Annotated in this window: 15 protein-coding genes; 9 read left to right on the top strand and 6 right to left on the bottom strand. The window is 72.4% G+C overall.

Features of this window, described 5'->3' with window-relative positions; translation table 11 throughout:
• The first annotated feature begins 16 nt into the window (after window positions 1-16).
• Window positions 17-1486, top strand: coding sequence for an amino acid permease (locus tag GPA10_RS20655; RefSeq protein ID WP_343041152.1), 1470 nt, complete (start codon window positions 17-19; stop codon window positions 1484-1486).
• A gap of 77 nt (window positions 1487-1563) precedes the next feature.
• Here GPA10_RS20655 and GPA10_RS20650 read toward each other — a convergent pair whose 3' ends face one another.
• Complete coding sequence (locus tag GPA10_RS20650) at window positions 1564-3102, bottom strand: M1 family metallopeptidase (protein WP_343041190.1); 1539 nt, start codon at window positions 3100-3102, stop codon at window positions 1564-1566.
• A gap of 267 nt (window positions 3103-3369) precedes the next feature.
• Between GPA10_RS20650 and GPA10_RS20645 the strand changes: the two genes are divergently transcribed.
• The 3 genes from GPA10_RS20645 to GPA10_RS20635 all read left to right on the top strand — a co-directional run bounded on the left by GPA10_RS20645 (window position 3370) and on the right by GPA10_RS20635 (window position 8482).
• Window positions 3370-5385, top strand: a complete 2016-nt coding sequence (locus GPA10_RS20645; protein ID WP_246259501.1) for a Xaa-Pro dipeptidyl-peptidase — start codon at window positions 3370-3372, stop codon at window positions 5383-5385.
• On the top strand, window positions 5382-6662 hold the full coding sequence (locus GPA10_RS20640) for a M14 family metallopeptidase (protein WP_157166805.1): 1281 nt from the start codon (window positions 5382-5384) through the stop codon (window positions 6660-6662). Before GPA10_RS20645 ends, GPA10_RS20640 begins: the two co-directional genes overlap by 4 nt.
• Window positions 6663-6745: 83 nt before the next feature.
• On the top strand, window positions 6746-8482 hold the full coding sequence (locus tag GPA10_RS20635; RefSeq protein WP_425505792.1) for a BCCT family transporter: 1737 nt from the start codon (window positions 6746-6748) through the stop codon (window positions 8480-8482).
• A 320-nt stretch (window positions 8483-8802) separates the two neighbouring features.
• On the opposite strand, the gene GPA10_RS20630 is transcribed toward GPA10_RS20635, so the two are convergent.
• On the bottom strand, window positions 8803-9771 hold the full coding sequence (locus tag GPA10_RS20630; RefSeq protein ID WP_157166804.1) for an FAD-dependent oxidoreductase: 969 nt from the start codon (window positions 9769-9771) through the stop codon (window positions 8803-8805).
• A gap of 66 nt (window positions 9772-9837) precedes the next feature.
• Here GPA10_RS20630 and GPA10_RS20625 point away from each other — a divergent pair, with 66 nt between their 5' ends.
• Window positions 9838-10902, top strand: a complete 1065-nt coding sequence (locus tag GPA10_RS20625; RefSeq protein WP_157166803.1) for an oxidoreductase — start codon at window positions 9838-9840, stop codon at window positions 10900-10902.
• Window positions 10903-10988: 86 nt separating this feature from the next.
• The gene (locus GPA10_RS20620; RefSeq protein ID WP_157166802.1) at window positions 10989-12632 is read left to right on the top strand and encodes an ABC-F family ATP-binding cassette domain-containing protein; all 1644 of its coding nucleotides are present in this window, start codon (window positions 10989-10991) and stop codon (window positions 12630-12632) included.
• A gap of 162 nt (window positions 12633-12794) precedes the next feature.
• On the opposite strand, the gene GPA10_RS20615 is transcribed toward GPA10_RS20620, so the two are convergent.
• The 3 genes from GPA10_RS20615 to GPA10_RS20610 form a co-directional block, all read right to left on the bottom strand.
• Window positions 12795-15236 (bottom strand): Tex family protein, encoded by a 2442-nt coding sequence (locus GPA10_RS20615; RefSeq protein ID WP_343041151.1) that lies wholly within the window; start codon window positions 15234-15236, stop codon window positions 12795-12797.
• 67 nt (window positions 15237-15303) lie between these two features.
• Entirely contained in the window at window positions 15304-15447 is a 144-nt protein-coding gene (locus GPA10_RS42570; RefSeq protein WP_198550445.1) for an LPFR motif small protein, read from the bottom strand.
• Window positions 15448-15568: 121 nt separating this feature from the next.
• Entirely contained in the window at window positions 15569-16462 is an 894-nt protein-coding gene (locus GPA10_RS20610; RefSeq protein WP_058851445.1) for an SCO6745 family protein, read from the bottom strand.
• A 158-nt stretch (window positions 16463-16620) separates the two neighbouring features.
• On the opposite strand from GPA10_RS20610, the gene GPA10_RS20605 reads away from it, so the two are divergent.
• Entirely contained in the window at window positions 16621-17598 is a 978-nt protein-coding gene (locus GPA10_RS20605) for a GlxA family transcriptional regulator (RefSeq protein ID WP_157166801.1), read from the top strand.
• Between the two features lie 91 nt (window positions 17599-17689).
• Window positions 17690-18340: a DJ-1/PfpI family protein gene (locus GPA10_RS20600; RefSeq protein ID WP_157166800.1), complete on the top strand. Its 651-nt coding sequence runs from the start codon at window positions 17690-17692 to the stop codon at window positions 18338-18340.
• On the opposite strand, the gene GPA10_RS20595 is transcribed toward GPA10_RS20600, so the two are convergent.
• Window positions 18337-19104, bottom strand: a complete 768-nt coding sequence (locus GPA10_RS20595; RefSeq protein WP_157166799.1) for an enoyl-CoA hydratase/isomerase family protein — start codon at window positions 19102-19104, stop codon at window positions 18337-18339. The two genes, GPA10_RS20600 and GPA10_RS20595, sit on opposite strands and share 4 nt — an antisense overlap.
• 77 nt (window positions 19105-19181) lie before the next feature.
• On the opposite strand from GPA10_RS20595, the gene GPA10_RS20590 reads away from it, so the two are divergent.
• On the top strand, window positions 19182-19838 hold the full coding sequence (locus GPA10_RS20590) for an HdeD family acid-resistance protein (protein ID WP_058851479.1): 657 nt from the start codon (window positions 19182-19184) through the stop codon (window positions 19836-19838).
• Window positions 19839-19928 lie beyond the last annotated feature (90 nt).

Here is a 19928-nt window from a genome sequence, read left to right as displayed (position 1 = left end):
AGAGTGGATCTTCCACGTGAGCAACGACGCCGTAGACACGGCTGCGGACGCCCGCACTGCGTCTCAGGGGGCCCAGGCGGCCCAGGCCGCCCCCGCGGACGCGGGCGACGCCGGTTACAGCAAGGACCTCAAGGCCCGCCACGTCAACATGATCGCAATCGGTGGCGCGATCGGCACCGGACTGTTCCTCGGGGCGGGTGGCCGCCTCCACTCGGCGGGTCCCGCGCTCGCCGTCGCGTACCTCGTGTGCGGCATCGTCGCCTTCTTCGTGGTCCGTGCCCTCGGCGAGATGGTCCTGTACCGGCCCTCGTCCGGCTCCTTCGTGAGTTACGCCCGTGAGTTCCTGGGCGAGAAGGGCGCCTACGTCGCCGGCTGGATGTACTTCCTCAACTGGTCGACCACCTGCATCGCCGACATCACGGCCATCGCGCTCTACACGCACTACTGGAGCTTCTTCACCGACATCCCGCAGTGGGTGCTCGCCCTCGCCGCGCTCGCCGTGGTCCTCGCCGTGAACCTGATCTCCGTGAAGTGGTTCGGCGAGATGGAGTTCTGGTTCGCGATCATCAAGGTCGCGGCGCTCGTGGCCTTCATGTTCATCGGCATCTTCCTGGTCTCCACCCAGCACGACGTGGGCGGCGAGAAGCCGGGCCTGAACATGATCACCGACCACGGCGGCTTCCTGCCGAACGGCCTGATGCCGGTCGTGATCGTGCTCCAGGGCGTCGTCTTCGCGTACGCGTCCCTCGAACTGGTCGGTGTCGCCGCGGGCGAGACCAAGGACCCGCAGAAGGTCGTCCCGCGCGCGGTGAACTCGATCATGTGGCGCGTGGGCGTGTTCTACGTCGGCTCGGTCGTGCTGCTCGCGCTGCTGCTCCCCGGTTCGGTGTACTCCGCCGACGAGAGCCCCTTCGTCACCGTGCTCTCCAAGATCGGCGTCTCCGGCGCGGGCGACGTCATGAACTTCGTCGTCCTCACGGCGGCCATGTCCTCGCTGAACTCCGGCCTGTACTCCACCGGCCGCATCCTGCGCTCCATGGCCATGGCGGGCTCGGCGCCCAAGTTCACCGCGAGGATGAACCGCAACCAGGTGCCCTACGGCGGCATCCTGCTCACCGCGTCGGTGGGTGTCCTCGGCGTCGCCCTCAACCGCGTCGTGCCGGACAAGGCGTTCGAGATCGTCCTGAACGTGGCCTCGCTCGGCATCATCGGCACCTGGATCAGCATCATGGTGTGCCACCTGGCCTTCGTCCGCAGAGCCAAGGAGGGTCACCTCACCAGGCCGGACTTCCGCCTCCCCGGCAGCGGCGTCACGCAGTACGTCACCATCGCCTTCCTGCTCGCCGTGCTCGTCCTGATGTGGAAGGACGCCGAGGTGGGCCGCAAGACGCTCTTCCTCATCCCGCTCGTGGCGGCGGGCCTGACCGCCGGCTGGTACGCGATCCGCCGCAAGCAGGACCGCGAAGCGGCCGGCCTCACCAAGTAGCTCTCCGCCGGCGGAGCCAGTGGGGCGGTACCCCGGGGTACCGCCCCACTGGCGTGTCCGGGGGCCGACGGCAACCGTCAGTGGCGGTCGCGGCCCGACCCGTGCTCACCGGCGTGCTCGTGGTCGTGCACCGTGTTCGTCGCGGCGATCTTCTTCCACGACTTCGGCTTCACCGGCGCGGCCTTCCCCGCGGCACGGGCCACCCCGGCGTCCCGCGCGGCCGGCGCCCCCGGCTTGCCCACCTGGTACAGCCAGGTGTCGAAGAGGCCCGACAGCGGCTTGCCGCTGACCTTCTCCGCGTACGAGACGAAGTCCCGCACCGTGGCGTTGCCGTACGCCCGCTCCTGCGGCCAGCCCTTGAGGATCTTGAAGAAGGACTTGTCGCCGATCTCGTTGCGCAGCGCCTGGAGGGCGAGGGCGCCCCGGTCGTACACGGCGATGTGGAACTGGTTGTCCGGACCCGGGTCGCCCGGCTTGACCTGCCAGAAGGGGGAGTCCGCGGCGTTCTGGGCGTACACGTAGTCGGCGAGCTCCTGGGCCGTGCCCTCGCCCTCCTTCTCGGACCACAGCCACTGGCTGTAGCGGGCGAAGCCCTCGTTGACCCAGATGTCCTTCCAGCCGTCGACGGAGACGCTGTCGCCGTACCACTGGTGGGCCAGCTCGTGCACCACGATGGAGACGTTCGAGCCGTTGGCGAAGGCCCGCTGCCCGTAGAACGGCCGCGTCTGGGTCTCCAGGGCGTAGCTCGCGGGGACGTTCGGGACATAACCGCCGAGCGCGTTGAAGGGGTACTTGCCGAACACCTCCTCCAGCCACTCCGCGACCTCGGTGGTCCGCTCGATGCTGGCGCGCGCCGCGCCCGCGTTGTCGCCGAGGTCCTTGCTGTACGCGTTGAGGACGGGAAGCCCGTTCTCCGTCTTGTCCGTGGTGATGTCGAATTTGCCCACGGCGAGCGTCGCCAGATAGGTGGCCTGCGGCTTGTTGGAACGCCAGTTGTAGCGGGTCCAGCCCAGCTTGGAGGACTGCGACTGGAGCACGCCGTTGGAGATGGCCTGCGTACCGTCGGGCACGGACACCGACACGTCGTACGTCGCCTTGTCGCGCGGGTGGTCGTTGCCCGGGAACCACCAGGCCGACGACTCCGGCTCCTGGGCCGCGACGCCGCCGTCGGGCGTACGCTGCCACGCGGTGAAGCCGTGGATCTTCACCTCGGACGGCTTGCCCGCGTACTTCACGACGACCGACAGGGAACTGCCCTTGGTCAGGCCCGCCTTCGGGGTCACCTCGAGCTCCTGCTCGCCGGTCCTGGCGAACGCGGCCTTCTTGCCGTTCACCCGGACCTCGCTGACCTTCAGGCCGAAGTCCAGGTTGAAGCGCGACAGGTTCTGTGTGGCGGTGGCCTGGAGCGTGGCCGTGCCCTCCAACAGGTCCGTCTTCGGCTGGTACTTCAGCCGCAGGTCGTAGTGCGAGACGTCGTAGCCGCCGTTGCCTGCGTCCGGGTAATAGGGGTCGCCGGCGCCCGGAGCCCCGGGGGAGAAGTCGGCGGCCGATGCCGGGATCGCCAGCAGGACGAGCGAGGCCGCGAGCGCGCCCGGGGCGATGAGTCTGCGGTGCACGGATATCTCCAAGTCATCATGAGATGCGGTCGATTGCGCCAGGACGCGGCGCGGCGGCCCCCGGGGTGCGGGGCCGCCGTCCCTGCCCGACGCGGTACGTCACGATGTCGTCGACCCTATTGAGCACCGTCGCCCCTGGCCATGTCCATGGCCGCATATGTCACACGATCGCCATTCGGCCGACATGTGCGACCTTGCCCCACACACCTTTCACCGGCACGTACGGCCCTCTTTCCGGCAGGAGTTGACGCGTGTACCTTCCGCGCCATGCCGATACGCGCGCGACGCACACGCCCGAAGACCCCGCTGAGCACAGCGATGTGGAGAACCCTCCTGACGTCGGCGCTCGCCGCCCTGCTCGCCACCCTCCTGGCGCCGGGCGGCGCCGCCCACTCCGCGCCGCGCACCCCCGGCGCCGAGAACCCGGCCGTCCGGGCCGGGGAGAGCAGACCCGTCTACTCCTACACGGACGCGATACGCGAGTCCGTGTGGGTCGACATCCGGATCGACGGCGACGCGGACGGACGTACCGACCGCGTCGCCGTCGACATAGTCCGGCCCCGCGAACCCGCGGCCAAGGGCCGGAAGATACCCGTGATCATGGACGCGAGTCCGTACTACTCCTGCTGCGGACGCGGCAACGAGAGCCAGAAGAAGACGTACGACGCCGACGGCGACCCCGTGCAGTTCCCCCTGTACTACGACAACTACTTCGTGCCCCGCGGCTACGGCTACGTCGCCGTCGACTTCGCGGGCACCAACCGCTCCGACGGCTGCGTCGACATCGGCGGCCGCTCCGACGTGCGGTCCGCGAAGGCCGTCGTCGACTGGCTGAACGGCCGCGCCCGCGGCTACACCACCCGCACCGGCGACCAGCGCGCCGACGCCGGATGGACCGACGGCCGCACCGGGATGATCGGCAAGAGCTACGACGGCACCGTCGCCAACGGCGTCGCCGCAACCGGCGTGAAGGGCCTGAAGACGATCGTGCCGATCGGCGCCATCTCCTCCTGGTACGACTACTACTTCGCCAAGGGCGCCCCGCTGTACAACGGCGGCCCCGACCGACTCGCCCGCGGCGTCGAGAGCCCCGAAGCCGCCGCCCGCTGCGAGCACGTCAAGCAGCAGCTCGTCGCCGGGGCGCCCCGCAGCGGCGACTGGACCCCGCTGTGGACCGAACGCGACCACGTGCCCGACGCCCGCAAGGTGAAGGCCAGCGTCTTCCTCGTACACGGCCTTCAGGACCTGAACGTGCGCACCAAGCACTTCGGGCAGTGGTGGGACGCCCTCGCCGACGCCGGTGTGCAGCGGAAGATCTGGCTCAGCCAGGCCGGGCACGTCGACCCCTTCGACTTCCGGCGCGCCGAGTGGGTGCGTACCCTGCACCGCTGGTTCGACCACGAACTGCTCGGCCTGAGGAACGGCGTCGACCGGGAGCCGATGGCCGACATCGAGCGCGCCCCCGACCGCTGGACCACCGACCGCACCTGGCCGCCCCGCAACACCGCCACCACCGCGCTGCGCCCCGCCAAGGGCACCGTGCCCGGCGTCGGCGCCCTCGGCACGCGCCCCGGCAAGGGCACCGAGACCTTCACCGACGACCGGCGGCTCGGCGAGGCCGACTGGGCCTCGGCGATCGACACCGCCACCCCCGCGAAGAACGGCTTCACCACCCGGCCGCTCGCCCGTGACCTGCGGGTCTCCGGCTCCTCACAGGTACGGGTCACCGTCACGCCGACGACGCCCACGGCCCATCTGACGGCCGTGCTCGCCGACATCGGCCCCGGCACCATCCGTGACTACACCCACGACGACGAAGGCATCGACACGCTGCCCGAACGCTCCTGCTGGGGCGCGAGCACCCCCGGCGACAGCGCCTGCTTCAAGAACACCCGGGCCAGGACCGCCGACGTCGACTACACCGTCTTCAGCCGCGGCTGGGCCGACCTCGGCAACCACGCGTCCGACCTGCACGGCGAGCCGCTGACCCCCGGCAAGCCCTACACCATCACCCTGGACCTGGCCGCGACCGACCACGTCGTCCCCAAGGGCCACCGGCTCGCACTGATCGTCGGCGGCACCGACAGGAACCTCATCGTGGCCCCCGCCGACACCCCGACCCTCACCGTCGACCTCGCCCGTACCGTCGCCCGCGTGCCGCTCGTCGGCGGCGCCAAGGCGCTGGCCACCGCCCCGCACGCCGTCGTACCGCGCGAGTCCCGGCTCGACGGTGTCGCACCGCCCCGCCGGATCACCCCCGTACCTGGAGGCCGCACCTCATGACCCTCCGCATCCGCACCCTGGCCCTGAGCGGTGTCTGCGCGGTCCTCGCCGTGCCGCTGCTCACGGCCCCCGCACAGGCGTCCCCCGCCCCGCCGCGCACCGGCTTCGAGGAGAGCGACGGGGCGCGCTGGACGAGTCAGGCCGAGGAGCAGCAGCTCCTGAGAACGGTCGACAAGGCCACCGACCGCGTCTCGCTGTCCCGCATCGGCACCACGAAGCAGGACCGTCCGGTGCAGCTCGTACGCATCGGGGAGCGCCGCACCGCGAGCACCGTGCTCCTCGTGTGCAGCCAGCACGGCGACGAGCCGTCCGGCCGCGAGGCCTGCCTGACCACCGTCCGGGACCTGGCCTACGCCAAGGACGAGGAGACCCGGCGGTTCCTGTCCCGCACCACCCTGCTCGTCGTGCCCACCGCCAACCCCGACGGCCGGGCGGCGAACACCCGCGGCAACTCCGACGGCGTCGACATCAACCGCGACCACATCGCCCTCAAGACCGCCGAGGGCCGGGCCATGGCCGCCGTCATCCGCGACCACCAGCCGGACGCCGTCTACGACCTGCACGAGTACGGCGCCACACCCAAGTACTACGACAAGGACCTCTTCGACCTCTGGCCGCGCAACCTCAACACGCACAGTGCACTGCACCGCGAGGCCAAAGCCCTCTCACTCGACTACGTGCGCCCCGCCGCCGAGGCCGACGGGTACACCACCGGCACCTACGGCATCTGGACCGACCCGGTCACCGGGGAGCCCGTCAAGCAGGTCGCGGGCGACGGCCAGGAACGCATCCTGCGCAACGCCTCCGGCCTCAAGCACGCCGCGGGCCTCCTCATCGAGAGCCGCGTCGACCCCCTCACCGACGCGGAGAAGAAGGACGAGGCGCTCAACAACCGCCGCCGCGTCCACTCACAACTGTCCGCACTCGACGGCCTCTTCTCGTACGCCGAGAGCCACCGTTGGCGCCTGGAGGCGGCGAGCACCGCGTCCCGGCTCGCCGGACTGCGCGACCGGGGCCCGGTGTACCTCGGCGGCGCGGACAACGATCCGGCCGAACCCGGCGAGATCATCGCGGACCCGGCGTGCGCCTACCGGCTCACATCGGAACAGTTCGCCGACGTCAAGGATGAACTCGGCCTCCACGGCGTTACCGTGAAGCGGGACGACGGGGGCGTGCTGGTGCCGCTGCGGCAGCCCGCACGCGCGCTCGTCCCGCTGCTCCTGGACGAACGCGCGTCCTATCACCTCGTCATCGGGCAGCCCGACACCGACTGTTGAGGCATCGGAGCGCACGTCACTTGTGGTAGGGGGTAGCGGAGAAGAACACCATCACGATCGACAACTCCGCGAAAGGTGCACTTGTGACCCAGGAATCACAGCAAGCGGACGCCGGAGGGGGCCCGCCGGTCACGGCGGGCCACTCCGGCCGACCGCAGACCGACCGGGTGGTCTTCGGTGTCACCGCCGTGCTCACCCTGGCCTTCGTGGTCTGGGGTGCCGTCGCCACGGACACCCTCGAAGACGTCTCGTCCGACATGCTCGAAGGGCTCATCCACAACGGTGGCTGGGCCTTCATGCTGGCGGCCTCCGGCTTCGTGGTCTTCGCCCTGTGGCTCGCCATGAGCCGGTACGGCAAGATCACGCTCGGCAAGGAGGGCGAGGAGCCCGAGTTCCGCACGGTGTCCTGGGTCGCGATGATGTTCAGCGCCGGTATGGGCATCGGCCTGATGTTCTACGGAGTGAGCGAGCCGCTCGCCCACTTCACGACGCCGCCGCCCGGCACCGACCCCGCGGACAAGGCGGCCGCCATGGAGACCTCCATGGCGACCACCCTGTTCCACTGGACCCTGCACCCCTGGGCCATCTACGCGGTCGTCGGTCTCGCCATCGCCTACAGCACCTTCCGGCGCAACCGGCGGCAGACCATCAGCTCCGTCTTCGTGCCGCTCATCGGCGAGAAGCACGCCCACGGGGCGTGGGGCCGGGTCATCGACATCATCGCCATCTTCGCCACGCTCTTCGGCTCCGCCGCCTCGCTGGGTCTCGGCGCGCTGCAGATCGGCAGTGGCTTCGAGGAGCTCGACTGGATGGAGAAGGCGGGCACCGGACTGCTGGTGACCATCATCGCCGTCCTCACCGTGGCGTTCGTGGCGTCCGCGGTCTCCGGCGTCGAGAAGGGCATCCAGTGGCTGTCGAACATCAACATGGTGCTCGCCCTGCTGCTCGTCGTCTTCGTCTTCATCGCGGGCCCGACCGTCATCGTGCTCGACATGCTGCCCACCTCGATCGGCGCCTACCTCAACGACCTGCCGCAGCTCGTCGGGCGCACGGAGGCCTCAAGCGGTGAGGGCGTCTCGGACTGGCTGGGCAGCTGGACGGTGTTCTACTGGGCGTGGTGGATCTCCTGGACGCCCTTCGTCGGCATGTTCATCGCCCGCATCAGCCGGGGGCGTACGATCCGTCAGTTCGTCGGCGGTGTGATCCTGGTGCCCAGCACGGTCAGCCTGATCTGGTTCGCCGTCTTCGGCAGCAGCGCGATGAAGGTCAAGGAGGGCGGCGGCCTCAAGGGCGACACCACGCCCGAGGCGCAGCTGTTCGGCCTGCTGAACGAGTACCCGATCGCGACGGCCACGAGCCTCCTCGTGATGATCCTCGTCGGCATCTTCTTCGTGTCCGGCGCCGACGCCGCGTCGATCGTCATGGGCACGCTCTCCCAGAAGGGCTCGCTCGAACCCGGCCGTCTCGTGGTGATCTTCTGGGGTGTGGTGACCGGTGCGGTCGCCGCCATCATGCTCCTGATCGGCGACGGGGAGGACAACGCCCTCACGGGCCTTCAGAACCTCACGATCCTGGTGGCGGCACCCTTCACCCTGGTGATGATCGGTATGTGTGTGGCCCTGATGCGGGACCTGCGGCACGACCCGCTGATCGTCCGCGGCGAACATGGCACGGAGGCCATCGAGAAGGCGGTCATCGCCGGTCACGAGCAGTACGGGGTGGGGGAGTTCGAGATCCAGATCGGCCCCGCCGAGAACGGCGAGGAGGGGGATTCCGGGGCGGAATCCCCCTCGGAGAAGCGGCCTGATCCGGCTCGCTGAGCCTTGGCCCCCGCGCGGGGGCGGTCCTTGATCGCGGTCCTCGGCCCTCGGTCCCGGTTCTGTGCCGGGCCGGGGGCCGGGGCCGTTCGCGCCTCCGGCGGTGCCGTGCGGTGCCTTGCGGTGCCGCCGGTGCGGTGACGTCGGCGTTCCGGGCTGGTTCGGCACCGCCGGGGCGCGTCGTTGTCGTTGCTCGCCGTCGCGGCGGAGAAGAGACCCGGCTTCGCCGGGGGGTGTGCCCGTGCTTCGCCGGGGGGGGCGCCCGTGTTTCGTCGGGGTGTGCCCGTGTTTCGTCGGGTCGGCTCGTTCCGCGTGGCCGGTGGTCAGGGAGCGGGCCGGTTCTCCACCAGGTCGGCCGCCGCTCGGGCGCAGCCCCAGGCCACCGTCACCCCGGCGCCGCCGTGGCCGTAGTTGTGGACCAGGGCGCCGTCCGCGCCCCGGGGCTCGCGTTCCAGACGGACCGCCGGGCGCGACGGGCGCAGGCCCACCCGGTGGCCGAGGACGCGGGCCGACGCGATCTCGGGGCGGACCCGGGCGCACCGCTCGACGATGGCCCGCGCCACCGCCGGGTCCGGCTCCAGGGACCAGTCGCCGTCGTCGGCCGTGCCGCCGAGGACGAGGCGTCCGGGCTGCGGCAGGATGTACGTCGTCGCCGACGACGCCGGATCCGCGGCCGTGTACCACGTACGCAGTCCCGGGTTCTCCACGAGCACGAGCTGCCCCCGCACCGGACGCACCGAGTCGTCGGGCACCAGGCCGCGGGCGCCGAGACCGGAGCAGTTGACGACGTCCGGCGCCTGCGCGAGTGCCTCGTCGAGACGGTGCGCGGTCCGCTGCTCGACCGCGCCCCCCGCCGCACGCAGCCGCTCCCGCAGCCACACCAGGTGCGCCGGCATGTCGATGAGCGGCAACCGCGCCCACAGGCCGGGGCCCGCGCACTCCTCGGCGGTCGCCGCGCGCAGCCCCGACACCCGCGCCGCCCACGGACCGAGCCCGTCCAGGCTGGTGTCGGCGTGTACGCCGTCGACCATGCGTACGCCCGTGCGCTCCGGGTCGGCCGCCAGTTTCTCGTACACCGCGAGGGACCGCAGCGACCAGTCGCCCACCTGTTCCTCGGGCTCGATCCGGTACGGCCACCACAGGCCGCCCGCGACGGCCGACGTGGTGTGCTCGGCGGCCTCCCGCGCCCACACCCGGACGCGGCGGCCGCGCTCCGCGAGTTCCACGGCGGTGGTGAGCCCGATGACCCCACCGCCCACAACGATCACATCTGTCCTGCCGGTCCCACCCATCCCGAAAACGTAGCGGAATGTGTGCACGCGTGCGCAGACCCCCCGACGGGTGGGGATACTCACAGCATGTCTGCCGCGTACGCGTCCTTCGGCCTGGCACCGGCGATGCGCGCCGGTGGCGTGCTCGCAGGCGGGGACTACCAAGTCCACCGCGACTTCGTCGACTTCATCGTGAACGGCCGCCCGCTGCTCTTCCAGCTCGCCGACCTGGACGCCGTGTCCCCGCTCGCGGCCGACGTCCCGCCCGCGATCTTCACCACGCATGTGCGCCGGCTGCTCCTGGAGGCCGACGCCCCGCTGCTCGACGGACGGTACGTGATCTACGGCTGCCCGGAGTGCGAGGGCCTGGAGTGCGGTGCTGTCACGGCCGTCATCGAGCGGGGCGGCCAGAGTGGCGACGCCGCCGACGCCGACGCCGACGCCGACGCCGACGCCGCCGACGACTACGTGTGGCGCGACTTCGCCTGGCAGACGTCCGACCACGCCGACCTGGCCCTGAACGGCTACCACGGCATAGGCCCGTTCCGCTTCCGCGGCGCCGAGTACCGCGCGCAGCTCGGACGGCTCCTGGACGGGGACGGGATCGGCGGCGGGCCGCGCCGGGTGCTGCTCATCGGGGCGCGGGTGGCGCTGCTCGCCAAGCTCGCCGCCGCCCTGCGGACGATCGGCGTCGGCGCGGAGATCGCGGCGGACGCCGCCGGTGTCCCGGCGGAGGAGCTGCGGACGTACGGGGCGGTCGCGTTCGGGCACGCCGTGCCGCAGCGGACGCGGGACGAGGTGCGGGCCGCCTTCGAGGGCGCGGGCGCCGACATCGTCTGCGTCGAGGGACGCGTACCCGTGGTCCCGCTGCTCGTCGCCCAGATCGAGCAGGCCCTCGACCGCGGACCCGCGGAGCATCGGCGCCTCACGCGGCTCGAAGTGGCCGGGGACGCCGTCGTCGCCGAGGTCACCTCCGCCTGCCGGGTGCGGCTGACCGCCTACCGGCTCGACCGGCTCCGCCGCACCCGCGTCCACGAAGTCCTCGACGAGGTCCTGCCGCCGGGGGAGCACCGCTTCCGGCTGCCGGGGAAGGCCCGCCACGTGGTGGCGCGGACCCCGGACAGCGTGCGGGTCGCGGTGCCGCGGGCCTGAGGGACGGAACCGGACCGGTTCGGCGTGCCTCGGCCCCGGTCCCTGCGGCCGGGCGCAGGCGCGGTGCGGCTAGGCTCGGGGGCCTGATGAACGCCACCCTTGTCGCGAAGCACCTCGCCGCCGGTCACGGCGACCGCACCCTCTTCGAGGGCCTGGACCTCGTCGTCGCCCCGGGCGACGTCATCGGCCTCGTGGGCGCCAACGGCGCCGGGAAGTCCACCCTGCTGCGCCTCCTCGCGGGCCTGGACACCCCGGAGTCCGGCCGGTTGAGCCTGTCGCCCCCGACGGCCTCGGTCGGCCATCTGCCGCAGGAGCCCGACCGCAGGCCGGGCGAGACGATCCACGCCTTCCTGGCCCGCCGCACCGGCGTCGCCGCCGCGCAGACCGCCATGGACGAGGCCACCGAACTCCTGGTCGCGGGCGCCCCCGGTGCCGACGACGCCTACGCCCACAGCCTGGAGCGCTGGCTCGCCCTCGGCGGCGCCGACCTCGACGAACGCGCCGGGGAAGTGGCCGAGTCGCTCGGCCTCGACGTGTGCCTCGACCGTCCGATGACGGCGCTCTCCGGCGGCCAGGCGGCCCGCGCGGGCCTCGCCTCGCTGCTCCTGTCCCGCTACGACGTGTTCCTGCTCGACGAACCGACCAACGACCTCGACCTCGCGGGCCTGGAGCGCTTGGAGTCCTTCGTCCGCGGACTGCGCGCGGGCACCGTCGTCGTGAGCCACGACCGCGAGTTCCTGGCCCGCACGGTCACCAAGGTCCTCGAACTCGACCTGGCCCAGCAGCAGATCAACCTGTACGGCGGCGGCTACGAGGCGTACCTGGAGGAGCGCGAGGTCGCCCGCAGGCACGCCCGCGACGAGTACGAGGAGTACGCCGACAAGCGCGCCGCCCTCCAGGACCGGGCCCAGATGCAGCGGACCTGGATGGACAAGGGCGTCAAGAACGCCCGCCGCAAGGCCACCGACAGCGACAAGATCGGCCGTAAGTTCCGCAGCGAGGCCAGTGAGAAGCAAGCCGCGAAGGCGCGCCAGACGCAGCGCATGATCGAGCGCCTCGACGTCGTCGAGGAGCCCCGCAAGGAGTGGGAGCTGCGCATGGAGATCGCCGCGGCGCCGCGCTCCGGCGCCGTCGTGGCCACCCTGCGCGAAGCCGTCGTGCGCCGGGGCGCGTTCACCCTCGGCCCGGTGGGCCTGCAGATCGACTGGGCCGACCGGGTCGCCATCACCGGCGCCAACGGCTCGGGCAAGTCGACCCTCCTGGCCGCCCTGCTCGGGCGGGTCCCCGTGGACGAGGGGCACGCCGCTCTCGGCTCGGGCGTCGTCGTGGGCGAGGTCGACCAGGCCCGCGCCCTGTTCCACGGCGCCGAGTCGCTGCTCGACGCGTTCCGCGCGGCCGTGCCGGAGACCGACCCGGCGGAGGTCCGCACGCTCCTCGCCAAGTTCGGCCTCAAGGCCGACCACGTGCTGCGGCCCGCGGGGACCCTGTCCCCGGGCGAACGCACCCGCGCCGCGCTCGCCCTGCTCCAGGGCCGGGGCGTGAACCTCCTGGTCCTCGACGAGCCGACGAACCACCTGGACCTGCCCGCCATCGAGCAACTGGAGTCGGCCCTCGACTCCTACCCGGGCACGCTGCTGCTGGTCACCCACGACCGCCGCATGCTCGACGCCGTCCGTGTGAACCGCCGCCTGGAGATGACCGCGGGCACACTGACGGAGCCTTCCCGCTGACCCCGTCCTGACGACCACCACCCGCAGGCCCGGTACGCGGGGCCTCCCGCCCGCGACGTCCTGTCCACGACGGCGCCGTGCGGGCGCACACGGTGCGGGGCAGCCGCCTTCGCGGCTGTCCCGCACCGTGCGTCACGGTGTGTCCCGGTCGGCGGCTCCCGCTCAGCGGCGCCCGGGGTCCACCAGGCCCGCGCGCCGCAGCGCCTCGGCCATCGCGTCGTTCGCGGGCGGCGGGCCCTGCCGCTGGGGCCTGCCACCGCCCCGGCCACCCTGGTCGCGGCCACCGCCGGCACCCTGCTCCCGGCCGCCCCCGCGGCCCCCGCGGGGACCACGCTGCTGCGGCGGACGCCCGCCGCCACCCCGCTCCTTACGGCCGCCCCCGCCCGCGGAGTCCCGCGCGGCCTCGTCGTCGAGGCGCAGGGTCAGGGAGATGCGCTTGCGCGGGACGTCGACGTCGAGGACCTTCACCTTGACGATGTCGCCCGGCTTGACCACGTCGCGCGGGTCCTTGACGAACGTCTTGGACATCGCCGACACGTGCACGAGGCCGTCCTGGTGGACGCCGACGTCGACGAAGGCACCGAACGCGGCGACGTTCGTGACGACGCCTTCGAGGACCATGCCCGGCGCGAGATCGGAGATCTTCTCGACGCCGTCCTTGAAGACCGCCGTCTTGAAGGCGGGCCGCGGGTCGCGCCCCGGCTTCTCCAGCTCCTTGAGGATGTCCGTGACCGTGGGCAGACCGAAGAGGTCGTCCACGAAGTCGGCGGCCTTCAGCGACCGCAGCGTCGCGGTGTCGCCGATCAGCGCGCCGACGTCGCCGCCCGCGGTCCCCGCCATCCGCCGCACCACCGGATAGGCCTCCGGGTGCACACTGGAGGCGTCGAGGGGGTCGTCGCCGCCGCGGATGCGCAGGAAGCCCGCACACTGCTCGTACGCCTTGGGGCCGAGCCGGGGCACGTCCTTGAGGCCCTTGCGGCTCTTGAAGGGGCCGTTGGCGTCGCGGTGCGCCACGATGTTCTCGGCGAGGCCGGAGCCGATGCCGGACACGCGGGCGAGCAGCGGCGCGGAGGCCGTGTTCACGTCCACGCCCACGCCGTTCACACAGTCCTCGACGACCGCGTCGAGGGAGCGGGACAGCTTCACCTCCGACAGGTCGTGCTGGTACTGACCCACGCCGATGGACTTCGGGTCGATCTTCACCAGCTCGGCGAGCGGGTCCTGGAGCCGACGCGCGATGGACACGGCGCCGCGCAGCGACACATCGAGGTCCGGCAGCTCCTGCGAGGCGAACGCGGACGCCGAATACACCGAGGCACCGGCCTCCGAGACCATCACCTTCGTGAGCTTCAGCTCCGGGTGCCGGGCGATGAGGTCGGCGGCGAGCTTGTCGGTCTCGCGGGACGCCGTGCCGTTGCCGATCGCGATCAGGTCGACGCTGTGCTGCTCGGCGAGGCGGGCCAGGGTGGCGAGCGACTGGTCCCACTTGTTCGCCGGGACGTGCGGGTGGACGGTATCCGTCGCCACGACCTTGCCGGTGGCGTCCACGACGGCGACCTTCACGCCCGTACGGAAGCCGGGGTCGAGGCCCAGCGTGGCGCGCGTGCCCGCGGGCGCGGCGAGCAGCAGGTCGCGCAGGTTCGCCGCGAACACCCGCACCGCCTCGTCCTCCGCGGCCGTCCGCAGCCGCAGCCGCAGGTCGATGCCGAGGTGCACCAGGATGCGGGTCCGCCAGGCCCAGCGCACCGTGTCGCCGAGCCACTTGTCGGCGGGGCGGCCGCGGTCGGCGACCCCGAAGCGCTGCGCGATCGAGCTCTCGTACGAGGACGGGACGGCCGGGACCGCCGGGGCACCCGGGGCGGCGGGCTGCTCCTCCGGTTCGAGTACCAGGTCGAGCACGTCCTCCTTCTCGCCGCGCAGCAGGGCGAGGACGCGGTGCGAGGGAAGCTCCGTGAAGGGCTCGGCGAAGTCGAAGTAGTCGGCGAACTTGGCGCCCGCCTCCTCCTTGCCCTCTCGCACCTTGGCGGCCAGGCGCCCGCGCACCCACATGCGCTCACGGAGCTCGCCGATGAGGTCGGCGTCCTCCGAGAACCGCTCGGTGAGGATGGCGCGGGCACCGTCCAGGGCGGCCTGCGGGTCGGCGACGCCCTTGCCGGCGTCGACGAACGCCGCCGCGGCCGCCGCGGGCTCCACCGTCGGGTCGCCGAGCAGCCCGTCGGCGAGCGGCTCCAGGCCCGCCTCACGGGCGATCTGCGCCTTGGTCCGCCGCTTGGGCTTGAACGGCAGATAGATGTCCTCCAGGCGGGCCTTCGTGTCGGCCTCGCGGATGCGGGCCTCCAGCTCGTCGGTGAGCTTGCCTTGCTCGCGCACCGATTCGAGGACGGCGCTCCGCCGCTCCTCCAGTTCCCGCAGATAGCGCAGCCGTTCCTCGAGCGTGCGCAGCTGCGCGTCGTCGAGCATCTCGGTCGCTTCCTTGCGGTAGCGCGCGATGAAGGGCACCGTCGACCCGCCGTCGAGCAGGTCCACGGCGGCCTTCACCTGCCGCTCCCGTACGCCGAGCTCCTCGGCGATCCTGCCTTCGATGGACGCTGGAGTGGTCGTCACGTTCCGGTACCGCCTTCTCACTGAGGTTGCCGCCCAATTGTGGCAGGTGGCACCGACAGTGAGGCAGTCAGACCCGGCGCGCCCGGCCCGACCTGCCACCGGAGCGCGACGCTCCGCCGAACAGCCGGGCCAGCGCCCGGAAAGGCAGCGTGACCACGGTGGCGATGGCACCAGCGATCTGTCGCAGCACGTCCGCGATCGCACGGAACACGAGGTTCTCCCTTCGTCTCCCCGACCCCTTCCACGGAACCTCTTCCACGGAGAACTGTTCGAGGTCGCGAGGACACCCGGGTACCCCGCGCACCGGCGGGCATGCTCACGCCGCCGCGGCGTCAGGCCTTGCCGAGCAGATCCCCGGGGAACGCCCCGGCCCGCACGACCGCGCCGGCGAACGCGGATCCCAGCTCGGTGAGCCGCTCCACGCCGGCCGCGCCGAGGTGCTCGTAGGGGGCGCGGTCCAGGCGGTCGGTCTGCTCCTCGATCCGCTGCCGCAGCGCGACACCCGCCTCGGTCAACTCGCCCGCCGCGTCCAGGATTCCGCGTCCGCGCAGCCGGTCGAGGGCGGCGTCCCAGTCCTCGGGGGACCAGCCGCGCGTGGCCAGGTTCCACTTGGGCGTCATGCTCCTGCCCGTCGCGGTGTGGCTCGCGAGTGCCTCCACGGCGTCGAGTTCCGCGTCCAGGAGCGCGACCAGGTGGCCGTCGCCCCGGTGTTCGCGCAGCAGCGTCGCCGCGTGCCAGTAGGCGAGGTGGGGCTCCCGCGGCACCGGCAGGGCGGCATGCGCGGCGTACAGCGGGCGGCCGCCCGGCGAGCAGGCCTCGGCGGCCCGCAGGGCGAGCCCGGCCGCCTCCGTCATCTCCGGCGAGGAGACCGCGTCCTCGCCGAGGAGGCGGCGCAGCGTGGAGTCGACGGCGCGCAGCCGGGCGGCGAGCACGTCCTCGGGCGTCGCGGTGCGCCACACCTCGGGCACGAACCGCGCGACGACCTCCGGCTTGTAGTTGTAGAACGCCGCGGTGATCACGCCCGCGCCCACGGCCCCCATCGCCGCTCCCCGGATCGCGAAGTTGACGGCCTTGGGGTGTGTGATGCCGAGCGCGGCCAGCTCGCGGCCCGGGTCGGGAGCGAAGTAGTGCGTCGTGTGGATGGTGTTGAGCACACCGTGGCAGCGCCGCCCCGCGCGCGGGGGCAGGGCCGCGGCGGCCGGTGCGGGCGTGGTCGAAGAGGTCATGCCCTCACGTTACCGACTGGTTGGTATGAGGTGAAGCCCCGACCGGAGCGGAGCCGCACCGCCGTGGCGGGAACGCCGGAGCGGAGCCGTCCCGCCGTGGCAGGAAAGGTGGGGAGCTCGTCATTGCGGACGTCCGGGCCCGCCCGAAGAATCGAGACATGGAGCAGCGAACCGTACTGGTCGTCCTCTTCGAGGGCGTGCAGAGCCTCGACGTCACGGGGCCCCTGGAGGTCTTCACCGGCGCGAGCCAGTGGCACGGCGACGCCAAGCCCTACCGCGTCGTCACGGCGTCCATGGACGGTGCCCCGGTCCGGACGTCGAGCGGGCTCGCGCTGTCCCCCGACACCTCCCTGACCGAGGCGGCCGCACGCTCCTGGCACACCCTGCTCGTGCCGGGCGGCGCCGGCACCCGGGCGCAGGACGCCGATCTGGTGGCCTGGCTCCGGGCGAACGCCCCGCGCGCCCGCCGCCTGGTGTCCGTCTGCACCGGCTCGATCCTGCTCGCCCGCGCCGGACTCCTCGACGGCCGCCGCGCGACGACGCACTGGGCGTACTGCGACACGCTCGCCCGCAACCACCCGGACGTCGAGGTGGACCCGGATCCCATCTACGTACGCGACGGCCATGTCGCGACCTCCGCCGGGGTGACGGCGGGCATCGACCTGGCGCTCGCCCTCGTCGAGGAGGACCTCGGCCGCGACACCGCCCTGACCGTGGCGCGCTTCCTGGTGGTCTTCCTGCGCCGCCCCGGGAACCAGGCGCAGTTCAGCGCGCAGCTCTCGGCCCAGACGGCGCGGAGCGAGCCGCTGCGCGAGGTCCAGCGGTGGATCAGCGAGAACCCCGCGGGCGACCTGAGTGTGGAGTCCCTCGCGGCGCGCGCCCGGCTCTCGCCCCGGCACTTCGCCCGCTCCTTCCACGCGGAGACGGGCACGACGCCCGGCAAGTACGTCGACCGGGTCCGCGTCGAGCAGGCGCGACGGCTCCTGGAGGACACCTCCGGCGGCGTCGAGGAGGTCTCGCGCGCCTGCGGCTACGGCACCCCGGAGGCGATGCGCCGCGCCTTCCTGAAGGCGCTCGGCACGACACCGGCCGAGTACCGCCGCCGCTTCCACAGCTCCCTGACCACGGCTCCCTGACGACGGCTCCCTGGCCTCGGCTTCCTGACCACGGCTCCCTGAGCCCTCCTTTCCGACCGCGCACCACCGACCGCACGCCTCGGGAGAACGCATGCAGATCGCTATCGCCCTGTACGACCGCTTCACCGCGCTCGACGCCATCGGCCCCTACCAGACGCTCGGGGGCATCCCGGGCGCCGAGGTGGTCTTCGTGGCCGGGCGGACGGGCCCGGTGCCCGACGACGCCGGGCAGCTCGCCCTCGTCGCGGGCAGGACCTTCGACGAGGTGCCGCACCCGGACATCGTGGTGGTCCCCGGCGGCCCCGACCAGCGCGACCAGATGGAGAACGAGCCGCTGCTCGACTGGCTGCGTGCCGTCGACGCGACCACCACGTGGACCACGTCCGTGTGCACGGGCTCCCTGGCGCTCGCCGCCGCCGGACTCCTGACGGGCCGCGAGGCGACCTCGCACTGGCTGGCCCTGGAGGTGCTCGACGGGCTCGGCGTGCGCTCCACGGGGCAGCGCGTGGTCTTCGACGGCAAGTACGTCACGGCGGCCGGTGTCTCCTCCGGCATCGACATGGGCCTCGCCCTCGTCGGCAGGATCGCGGGCGACGAGCGCGCCCAGTCCGTCCAGCTCCTGATCGAGTACGACCCGCAGCCGCCGTACGACGCGGGGTCGCCGGAGAAGGCACCGGCCCACCTCGTGGAGATGTGGCGGCGCGAAACCGGCCTGGCGGCGGGAGCCCCCGCCGGGAGCTAGCGCGGCGGCGCCCAGCCGAACCGCGGCTGTCTGCGCTCCAGGAAGGCGGCGACCCCCTCTGCGGTGTCGCCGCTGCCGCGCATCTGCTCCGCCCAGTACGCCTCCCGCGCGCCCCCGGCGCCGGTGCCCGCGGCGGCGTCCGCGAACTCCTTCGCCGCGGCCTGCGTGAGCAGCGAGCGGGAGGCGAGGACCCGGGTGAACTCCTTCACGCGTGCGTCGAGTTCACCGGCGGGCAGCACCTCGTCCACCAGGCCCGTGCGCAGCGCCCGCCGCGCGTCGACGGGCTCGCCCGAGAACAGCAGGTACTTGGCGGTGGCGGGGCCCACCAGGGCCACCAGGCGGCGCGTGGTCGACGCCGGGTAGACGATGCCGAGCTTCGCCGGGGTGATGGCGAAGGCGGCGTCCTCGTCGGCGAACCGCAGGTCGCAGGCGGCGGCGAGCTGACAGCCGCCGCCCACGCAGTACCCCCGCACCGCCGCGAGCGTCGGCTTCGGGAACGCCGCCAGGGCCTCCTCCGCCCGCCCGGCGAGCTCCTGGGCGCGGCCCGGCTCCGTGCGCAGCGAGGAGATGTCCGCGCCCGCGCAGAAGGTGTCCCCGGCGCCGGTCAGGACCAGGGCCCGCACGGCCGGGTCGGCGGCGAGGGCCGCGAGCAGCGGCGGCAGCGCGCCCCACATGCCGGCCGTCATGGCGTTGCGCTTGGCCGGATGGTCGATGACGACGGTGGCGACGCCGTCCGCGACGGTCTGCCTCAGCTGCGGCTCCATGCGCCGGATGCTATCCGCACCCCTCGAACGTACGATCAAGAAGGGGCGGCTTCGCACGGACGGAGACGCACATGGTCATGGGCCGTACACACAAGCAGGCCGGTGCCGAGGGCCCCGGCCCCACGGACCGGGGCACTCGGCTGCGGCGCAGCTTCGCCCTCCTCACGCTGCTCGGCGCGATCCTCGTCGTCGGCGGCCTCGTCGGACTCGTGTACGCGGGGGTCGCGACGCTCACCTCGATGCTGCTGTTCGGATGGCTGCTCCTGGTGGGCGGCGTCGTGGCGCTGCTGCACGCGGTGCAGTCCCGCGGCTCGAACTTCTTCTGGCTCGGCGTGGTGGTGGCCGCGCTGAACCTCGCGGCGGGCGTCGTCGTCATCCGCAGGCCCGACGTGGCCGCGGAGGCCCTGACGATGTTCGCGGCGCTGCTCTTCCTCACCGGCGGGGTGTTCCGGCTCGTCGGCAGCCTGGTGGTGCGGGGGCCGCAGATGGCCGTGACCCTGCTCCAGGGCGCGTTCGGGGTGCTGCTCGGCGTCCTGGTGCTCGGCGGCTGGCCGAGCAGCAGCCAGTACGTCATCGGCACCTTCTTCTCCCTCGCCCTGCTCTTCGACGGGCTCGGCCTCATCGCCACGGGCATCGGCGGCCGGCGGCTGATCAGCATGGTCAGCCGTGAAGCCGTACAACCTGAAGAACCCTGGAAGGCAGCAGAAGAGGGCCAGGAGCAGTCGCGCAACTGACGGCGTCATGCGGGCGCGATCAAATCACGTCGATAGTGGCTGACTTCTGGTCAGTAGCGCGGTACGGACCAGTGCGTTCCCAACACTCGA

This window comes from Streptomyces typhae (genome assembly GCF_009755605.1).
Lineage (GTDB): Bacteria > Actinomycetota > Actinomycetes > Streptomycetales > Streptomycetaceae > Streptomyces > Streptomyces typhae.
This window is presented reverse-complemented; position numbering and strand designations above follow the sequence as displayed.

Coding starts and splice junctions, on each gene's coding strand:
- GPA10_RS20610 (WP_058851445.1), bottom strand. CDS start 16,462: ATGACCTCTTCGACCACGCCCGCACCGGCCGCCGCGGCCCTGCCCCCG.
- GPA10_RS20625 (WP_157166803.1), top strand. CDS start 9,838: ATGTCTGCCGCGTACGCGTCCTTCGGCCTGGCACCGGCGATGCGCGCC.
- GPA10_RS20630 (WP_157166804.1), bottom strand. CDS start 9,771: ATGGGTGGGACCGGCAGGACAGATGTGATCGTTGTGGGCGGTGGGGTC.
- GPA10_RS20640 (WP_157166805.1), top strand. CDS start 5,382: ATGACCCTCCGCATCCGCACCCTGGCCCTGAGCGGTGTCTGCGCGGTC.
- GPA10_RS20645 (WP_246259501.1), top strand. CDS start 3,370: ATGCCGATACGCGCGCGACGCACACGCCCGAAGACCCCGCTGAGCACA.
- GPA10_RS20605 (WP_157166801.1), top strand. CDS start 16,621: ATGGAGCAGCGAACCGTACTGGTCGTCCTCTTCGAGGGCGTGCAGAGC.
- GPA10_RS20620 (WP_157166802.1), top strand. CDS start 10,989: ATGAACGCCACCCTTGTCGCGAAGCACCTCGCCGCCGGTCACGGCGAC.
- GPA10_RS20595 (WP_157166799.1), bottom strand. CDS start 19,104: ATGGAGCCGCAGCTGAGGCAGACCGTCGCGGACGGCGTCGCCACCGTC.
- GPA10_RS20600 (WP_157166800.1), top strand. CDS start 17,690: ATGCAGATCGCTATCGCCCTGTACGACCGCTTCACCGCGCTCGACGCC.
- GPA10_RS20590 (WP_058851479.1), top strand. CDS start 19,182: ATGGGCCGTACACACAAGCAGGCCGGTGCCGAGGGCCCCGGCCCCACG.